9 protein-coding genes and 1 pseudogene are annotated in these 6,827 nt (G+C 70.5%); 4 read left to right on the top strand and 6 right to left on the bottom strand.

The genetic code is table 11. From position 1 onward, the window contains the following. Positions 1–149: 149 nt before the first annotated feature. The 4 genes from SPR02S_RS15775 to SPR02S_RS62225 form a co-directional block, all read right to left on the bottom strand. Positions 150–560, bottom strand: a complete 411-nt coding sequence (locus SPR02S_RS15775) for a PTS-dependent dihydroxyacetone kinase phosphotransferase subunit DhaM (protein WP_019057944.1) — start codon at positions 558–560, stop codon at positions 150–152. Then, the gene (gene dhaL / locus SPR02S_RS15770) at positions 553–1,167 is read right to left on the bottom strand and encodes a dihydroxyacetone kinase subunit DhaL (protein WP_019057943.1); all 615 of its coding nucleotides are present in this window, start codon (positions 1,165–1,167) and stop codon (positions 553–555) included. Before dhaL ends, SPR02S_RS15775 begins: the two co-directional genes overlap by 8 nt. Positions 1,168–1,213: 46 nt before the next feature. After that, positions 1,214–2,206 (bottom strand): dihydroxyacetone kinase subunit DhaK, encoded by a 993-nt coding sequence (dhaK, locus tag SPR02S_RS15765; protein WP_019057942.1) that lies wholly within the window; start codon positions 2,204–2,206, stop codon positions 1,214–1,216. Positions 2,207–2,546: 340 nt separating this feature from the next. After that, entirely contained in the window at positions 2,547–2,987 is a 441-nt protein-coding gene (locus tag SPR02S_RS62225) for a hypothetical protein (RefSeq protein ID WP_158697835.1), read from the bottom strand. A 278-nt stretch (positions 2,988–3,265) separates the two neighbouring features. Here SPR02S_RS62225 and SPR02S_RS15755 point away from each other — a divergent pair. Then, positions 3,266–3,514, top strand: a pseudogene (locus tag SPR02S_RS15755) (sugar phosphate nucleotidyltransferase); the annotation flags it as partial. Positions 3,515–3,684: 170 nt separating this feature from the next. On the opposite strand, the gene SPR02S_RS15750 reads toward SPR02S_RS15755, so the two are convergent. After that, a complete protein-coding gene (locus SPR02S_RS15750; RefSeq protein ID WP_158697833.1) occupies positions 3,685–3,846 on the bottom strand; it encodes a hypothetical protein in 162 nt (53 codons plus the stop codon). A 100-nt stretch (positions 3,847–3,946) separates the two neighbouring features. Here SPR02S_RS15750 and SPR02S_RS66145 point away from each other — a divergent pair, with 100 nt between their 5' ends. Then, the gene (locus SPR02S_RS66145; protein ID WP_019057938.1) at positions 3,947–4,255 is read left to right on the top strand and encodes a TetR family transcriptional regulator; all 309 of its coding nucleotides are present in this window, start codon (positions 3,947–3,949) and stop codon (positions 4,253–4,255) included. Continuing rightward, positions 4,245–4,634, top strand: coding sequence for a VOC family protein (locus SPR02S_RS15740; RefSeq protein WP_026150578.1), 390 nt, complete (start codon positions 4,245–4,247; stop codon positions 4,632–4,634). The genes SPR02S_RS66145 and SPR02S_RS15740 overlap by 11 nt, the downstream gene beginning before the upstream one ends. Positions 4,635–4,668: 34 nt before the next feature. On the opposite strand, the gene SPR02S_RS15735 is transcribed toward SPR02S_RS15740, so the two are convergent. Continuing rightward, positions 4,669–5,181 (bottom strand): hypothetical protein, encoded by a 513-nt coding sequence (locus tag SPR02S_RS15735; RefSeq protein WP_019057936.1) that lies wholly within the window; start codon positions 5,179–5,181, stop codon positions 4,669–4,671. Between the two features lie 246 nt (positions 5,182–5,427). Between SPR02S_RS15735 and SPR02S_RS15730 the strand changes: the two genes are divergently transcribed. Continuing rightward, on the top strand, positions 5,428–6,753 hold the full coding sequence (locus SPR02S_RS15730) for an aminotransferase class I/II-fold pyridoxal phosphate-dependent enzyme (protein ID WP_019057935.1): 1,326 nt from the start codon (positions 5,428–5,430) through the stop codon (positions 6,751–6,753). Positions 6,754–6,827: the final 74 nt, after the last annotated feature.

Below are 6,827 nucleotides of genomic sequence, written 5' to 3'. Positions count from 1 at the left end.
CCGCCAGCCGCCAGCCGCCAGCCGCCAGCCGCCAGCCGCCAGCCGCCAGCCGCCAGCCGCCAGCCGCCAGCCGCCAGCCGCCAGCCGCCAGCCGTTCGCCCGCCGGCTCCCGCTATGCCCCTGCCCCACACCTTCCTCTACGTCCCGCCTCACACCTTGCGATACGTGTACGCCTCCGCAGCCGCCGCCTCCACCGCGTTCAGGTCCGCTCCCGTCGACGCCGTGACGACCGCGGCCACCGCGCCCTCGACGAACGGGGCGTCCACCAGGCGGGTGTCGGCCGGGAGTTCGTCGCCTTCGGCGAGGAGGGCCTTCACGGTGAGTACGGCGCTGCCGAGATCGGTGAGGACGGCGACTCCGGCGCCGCGGTCGACGGACGCGGCCGCCGCGGCGATGAGTTCGGAACTGGTGCCGAGCCCGCCGCCCTCGGTTCCGCCGGCCGCAGCGAGCGGTACCGAGGCGCCCGAGCCGGACAGTCCCCGCGCCAACTCGGCCACGGAGGCGGCGACTTCCGCACTGTGCGAGACCAGCACGATGCCCACCAGCTTCTCGTCACTCACCGGTGGCCTCCGCGGTCGCGGCTTCCTGGAGTGCGGCGATCAGCAGCGAAGCAGACGTCGCGCCCGGGTCCTGGTGCCCGATGCTCCGTTCGCCGAGGTAGCTCGCCCGGCCCTTGTGGGCCTGCAAGGGTGTGGTGGCCACGGCGCCCTCCTCGGCGGCGGCGCTCGCCGCGGCGAAGCCGTCGGGGAGCGCGTCGACCGCCGGGACGAGCGCGTCGATCATGGTCTTGTCGCCGGGCGCGGCACCGCCGAGGGTCATGACCGCGTCGACCCCGGTGCGCAGCGCGACGGCGAACTCCTCCTCGCTCACCTCGGCCGCGTCCCCGAGTGCCTTGCCGGTGCGGCGCAGCAGCGTGCCGTAGAGCGGACCCGACGCGCCGCCGACCGTCGAGATCAGCGTGCGTCCGGCGAGCACGAGGACGGCGCCCGGGGTGTCCGGCGCCTCCTTCTCCAGGGTGGCTGTCACGGCGGTGAACCCGCGTTGCAGGTTCGCGCCGTGGTCGGCGTCGCCGATGGGTGAGTCGAGGTCGGTGAGCCGTCCCGCCTCGCGGGCGACGGAGGCGGCGGTCGCCGTCATCCAACGGCGGAAGAAGTCGGCGTCGAGCACGGAATCTCCTTGCGTGGTGGGCGAGTTGGCCGGAGGTACCGCCGGGTCACATGCCCCAGCGCAGTCCCGGCGTCTTCACCGGCGCGTCCCACAGCCGCAGCAGTTCCTCGTCGATCTGGCACAGGGTGACCGAGGCACCCGCCATGTCGAGGGACGTGACGTAGTTGCCGACCAGTGTGCGGGCGACGGCGACCCCGCGCTCGGCGAGCACCCGGTGCACCTCGGCGTTGAAGCCGTAGAGCTCCAGGAGCGGGGTCGCGCCCATGCCGTTGACCAGGACCAGGACCGGGTTGCGCGGTGTCATGTCTTCGAGGATCGCGTGGACGGAGAAGTCGGCGATCTCGCCGGAGGTCATCATCGCCCGCCGCTCGCGGCCCGGCTCGCCGTGGATCCCGACGCCCAACTCCAGCTCGCCCGGCGGCAGATCGAAGGTGGGGCTGCCCTTGGCCGGGGTGGTGCAGGCGCTGAGCGCGACGCCGAAGCTGCGCGAGTTCTCGTTGACCTGCCGGGCGATCGCCGCCACCCGGTCCAGCGGCTGCCCCTCGGCCGCGGCGGCACCGGCGATCTTCTCCACGAACAGCGTGGCGCCGGTTCCGCGCCGCCCTGCGGTGTAGAGGCTGTCGGTGACGGCCACGTCATCATTGACCAGCACCTTGGCGGTCTGGATGCCCTCGTCCTCGGCGAGCTCGGCCGCCATGTCGAAGTTGAGGACGTCCCCCGTGTAGTTCTTCACGATGAAGAGCACCCCGGCCCCACTGTCCACGGCGGCCGCGGCCCGCACCATCTGATCCGGCACCGGCGACGTGAACACCTCACCGGGACAGGCCGCCGACAACATCCCCGGCCCGACGAACCCCCCGTGCAACGGCTCGTGCCCCGACCCCCCACCCGAAACAAGCCCGACCTGCCCGGCCACGGGCGCGTCCCGCCGTACGATCACCCGGTTCTCGACGTCCACCGTCAACTCGGGATGGGCGGCCGCCATGCCCCGCAGCGCGTCCGTGACCACGGTCTCCGCGACGTTGATCAGCATCTTCATCGGTACCTCCTGGCGAGATGAGCAGATGGGCCTCTGACCTATGTCTTTGCTGGCCAGAGTGGGTTTGGTCGGTTGTCGATCTTGGCGGTCCTCGGCGGTCCGAAGCGGGCTCCGGCGGTACCGATGCTGACGAGGGGCGGTCGGAGTGCCCATGTGGAAAGTATCGACCTTGCAGCAGTGAAGGTCACGGGCTCGGACGCGCATAGGCGTGCCGGGCCGCCTGGGACCGTTCTGCTGGTCGAGCCGCTTGACGGACCAGGAGAGAGGCGGTGTGTGGCGACTCGGTGGCATTTCGCTGAGGCGCCGGTGATGAGGATGGTCTTGCCTGTGAGCAGATCGGTCATGGGTGTTGCTCCATCGTGCGGGTTCTCGCTCGGTCCGGGGCCGGATCGGCGAGGAGTCGGTTATGTGCCCGGTCCCCGACGAGCGCGTGGATGAGCGCGTCGCGGACGACGGCTGACGTCGCGTCGTTGTCGCCGTTGTCGGGGTTCGCGGCGACTGCGTGGGCGACACCGCGCAAGGCTGCGCGGAGCGCGTTCGTCGCCAGTGCTGCGGTGATCCCGGGCCGGAGGGCGCCTGCCTGCTCCAGCTCGTCGAAACCGGCGCGCAGCAGCGCGCCGCTTCCTTCGACCTGGCTCGGCAGCGGGCCCGATGTCGGGTACCTCGCCGGGTAGAGACCCGGGTAGGCGAGCGCGAATGCGATGTGCGCGTCCCATCCTGCGACGACGCGGGCACGCGGGTCCGTGTCATCACCCGACGCCGCCACTCCAGCCTCGGACAACGCAGCCCCATCGCCTACGAGACAGCCCTCAACTCAACATCAACTACCCTGGCCCCAGCCGCATAGCCCGTGTCCAAGATTCCGGGTCAAGGCCCCTCGGTCTTCACCTTGAGCACGACTACGTCAATTACGGGTGCGTACAGGAACTTCCAGCGCAGATGGCCGTTCCATTGCAGTGCGGGATTCGGCAACGGCTGTTGGTAGCGTCCGAACGCCGCGCCCGTTGAGAAGCACATGACGCACATGACGCACATGACGTTCGACCGGAGAGAGATGTGTTGTCGCCGACGATTCGCAGGGCCGTGATTCCCGCCGCAGGGCTCGGCTCCCGGCTGCTGCCGCTGACGAAGGCGACGCCGAAGGAGATGCTGCCGGTCGGCGACAAGCCGGTCATCGAGCACACCGTCCGCGAGCTGGTGGACTTCGGCATCACCGATATCACCGTCGTCGTCTCGGGCGGCAAGTCCTTGATCCAGGAGCACTTTCGCCCCAACCCCGCCCTCGTCGAACAACTCCGCGAAGACGGGAGTGTTCGCCGATCGCGACGACGCGGGCGTCTCCGATGATGCCGCAGAGCGGTTCCAGGTCGTCGAGCGGCGCCTAGGGGTCGAGGTGGGTGAGCGGGACGGCATGTTCGCGGAGCCAGTCGGTGAACGGGGTGCCGGGGGATGGACGGGGCATGCTGACGGCTCGCTTCTCAGTGCGGGGAGGGATCGGGGGCTGCGGCCTCCCGGTCGTCCACGGTGCCGGAAGCAGTGATCGCTCCGTGCCCGGTGCGGACGCCGGGCATCACCGTGGTCCGGTACCCGGCGTCCGCACCGGTCGGGCGGGCTCCCGCGATGATCACGTCGATGTCCATGAACTCCCCGCTGGAACAGCGCATTTCGTGCCGCAAAGAAGATCGCACAGGTCGAGATTCCGGCAAGTACGGGTACGTGCCTTGCCGGTAGGGTTACGGCGTGACCGACCTCCACCGCGGTGCCGCCCGGACCGAGGCAATCATCCGGACCGAGGCCATCATGCGGACCGCGCTGGAACCGGGTCGGGAGTTCGGCTACGCCAAGCTCGGCATCGAAGCGATCGCGACCCGAGCCGGCGCGGGGAAGTACACCAGCTATCGCAGATGGCCCTCCAAGGGCGCCCTTGAGCGCTTCATCGCCCCGCAGGCCGACCTGACCGTCGCCCGGTTGCAAGCGGCCCAGGACCAAGGCCGGTTGTCGCCCGCCTTCGATACAGACCTGGCTATCTGGGAGAGTCGTGACAAGTAGGTTTACCGAGTTGGTCGTCGACTGCCGTGATCCGGAGCGGCTCGCGGCGTTCTGGTGCGCGGTCCTGGACTTCAAGGTGATCGACCGGAGCGAGGGCAAGGTCGAGATCGGTTCCTGGGTGCCGACCGCCGAGGAGGTGCGGGCCCGTCAGATGCCGCCCAGCCTGCAGTTCATCCAGGTGCCCGAGGGAAAGACCGTCAAGAATCGACTTCACCTCGACGTCAGTCCGATCGACGGCAGTACCGAGGACGAGGTGACCAGGTTGCTCGCGCTCGGCGCCACCACGACCGATGTGGGTCAGGGCTCCGACCGGAACTGGGTGGTCATGGCCGACCCCGAGGGCAACGAGTTCGACGTCATGCGCACCCTGGCGCCGTAGCGGAACTGGCGTCCTGGGCCAGGGCGTTGCCTCCTCAACCGCCCCTGTGGCAGGTGAGTTGTGCGTCGATCTGCGCGGCGGTCTTGGGGCCGTCGTCGGTCCAGTACTGTCCGGCCTTCAGTCTCGCCGTGGATATCGTGCGCAGCGTGAAGACGCCGTCTCGGCCGTCGTCCGACGGATCCGCGTACCCGATGTCGAGGTTGCGGGGGACGGCGGACCGGGCCGGTTCCGGGGCGTGGCGCTCGAATCCCTCGCCGGACCAGAGCCTGGCGATCCCCTTCTTGGCCGATGGCGTCGTGGGGTTGGCGGCCCACCACAGGATGTGCGGATTCGCGCTGGTGTCGTCGTCGAAGTCCGTCACCTCCACGCGCTGGATCACGTCCGTGGGGCAGACGGGGAACTTGACGACGATCGTCCTGCCTTCCACGCGTGCGCCAAGGACGGGCGGCACGGGGTCCGACATGCGGTAGACGCCGTACACCCAGGTGCCGACCGCCGCGAGGACGGCCAGGACGAGTACCGAGCCCCCGATCGCGAACGGCCACACGGGAAGTCTCCGGGGTTGGCTCAAGGGCATGGGTCCCCACGTTTTCTCATATCCGGCGCGGCAACGCGCACACCGTAGCGGTACCGGCATCGCCGGCCGAGGCGTGGTCGGCCCTTGCCCGCACCCAGACCTCGCGACACCCGACCTCGCGACACATGAACATGCACCCCCCACCCATGCCGTATGTTTGGCCTAGGACAATCTTTGGCATAGGACGAATACCTCTGTATGGGCGGAGCTGATCACGTGCGCATCAAGGGCACCACCGCGGCCGAGATCGCGGGAAGTGTGCGGGACCAGGTCGCCTCGGGCGAGTTGGCGCCGCGGGCGAGCCTGCCCCCGGTGCGCGTGCTCGCGGGCGAGTTGGGGGTCAACCGGAACACGGTTGCCCTCGCGTACCGGCGGCTCGTCGAAGCGGGTGTGGCCGAGACGCGGGGGCGTGGCGGCACGGTCGTCGCGGCGGTGCCGCAGCTCGCGCGGGAGGGCGTCGGTGCCGGTGTCGGGGGTGACTGCGTCGACCTGGCCAGTGGCAACCCCGACCCGCTGCTGTTGCCCGACCTCCTGGGCGCCGCCCGGCGCGGGGAGTACGGCCCGCCGCTGTACGGTGCGCCCGCCGTCGACCCCGAGTTGGACACCTGGGCCCGCGCCGACTTCGCCGAGGACGTCGACCAGCCGTTCCGCACGCTGGTGACGCACGGAGCGGTGGACGCCACCGAGCGGCTGCTGAACGCCCACCTCACCCGCGGGGATCTGGTCGCGATCGAGGACCCCTGTTTCCTGGCAAGCATCGGCACCCTGCGACTGGGTGGCTACCGCTCCGCGCCCGTCCGGGTCGACGGCGCCGGCATGCGCCCCGACGCGCTGCGCGCAGCACTGGCGGCCGGTGCCCGCGCGGTCGTCTGCACCCCCCGCGCCCACAACCCGACCGGTGCGAGTCTCACCGAGGAACGGGCGGCCGACCTGCGGGCGATCCTCGCGCGGCACCCCCAGGTTCTCGTGATCGAGGACGACCACTTCTCGGCGGTTTCCGCGCGGCCGTACCACCGGGTCACCCCGCCGGGCAGTACGCGCTGGGCGTTGGTGCGGTCCGTGTCCAAGTTCCTCGGACCGGATCTGCGGCTCGCCCTCGTCGCCGCCGATGCCGGGACCACCGCGCGCCTGGAGGCACGGCTGAGCGCCGGCACCACCTGGGTCAGTCGGCTGCTGCAACACACCGCCCGCGAACTCCTGTTGGATCCCCGGGTGCACGAACTCCACGAACGGGCCCGCGAGTTGTACGCGCGGCGCAGTGGCCTGCTCGTCGAGCGGCTGCGTGCCCAGGGCATCGAAGTCCCGTACCGGCCCGACGGGTTGAACGTATGGGTCGAACTCGACGTCGACGGACGGGCCGCCGTCGCGGACCTCGCGCGGCGGGGCTGGGCGGTGCGGCCGGGGCACCTCTTCGCGCCGGATCCGGCCGCCCACCAAGGCGCGATCCGGGTCACCGCCGCCACCCTCACCGAACCGCAGGCCGAGGCCTTCGCGGCCGAACTCGCCGCCACTGTCGCGGAGTTGCACTCGACGGCCACCTGACCGTCATGCCTTCCCGCTCAGCGGCCACCTGACCATCACGCATTCACCGCCCACTAGTCCCACCCACTCGTCCC

Origin of the sequence: Streptomyces prunicolor NBRC 13075 (assembly GCF_000367365.1) — a bacterium.
GTDB classification, from domain to species: Bacteria; Actinomycetota; Actinomycetes; order Streptomycetales; family Streptomycetaceae; genus Streptomyces; species Streptomyces prunicolor.
The sequence above is the reverse complement of the archived record's forward strand: the minus strand, read 5'-3'. Positions and strand labels throughout refer to the sequence as shown.

Bases quoted from the DNA above. Each gene is read 5' to 3' on its own strand.
- dhaK (WP_019057942.1), bottom strand. From the start codon at position 2,206: ATGAAGATGCTGATCAACGTCGCGGAGACCGTGGTCACGGACGCGCTG.
- SPR02S_RS15750 (WP_158697833.1), bottom strand. From the start codon at position 3,846: ATGGACATCGACGTGATCATCGCGGGAGCCCGCCCGACCGGTGCGGAC.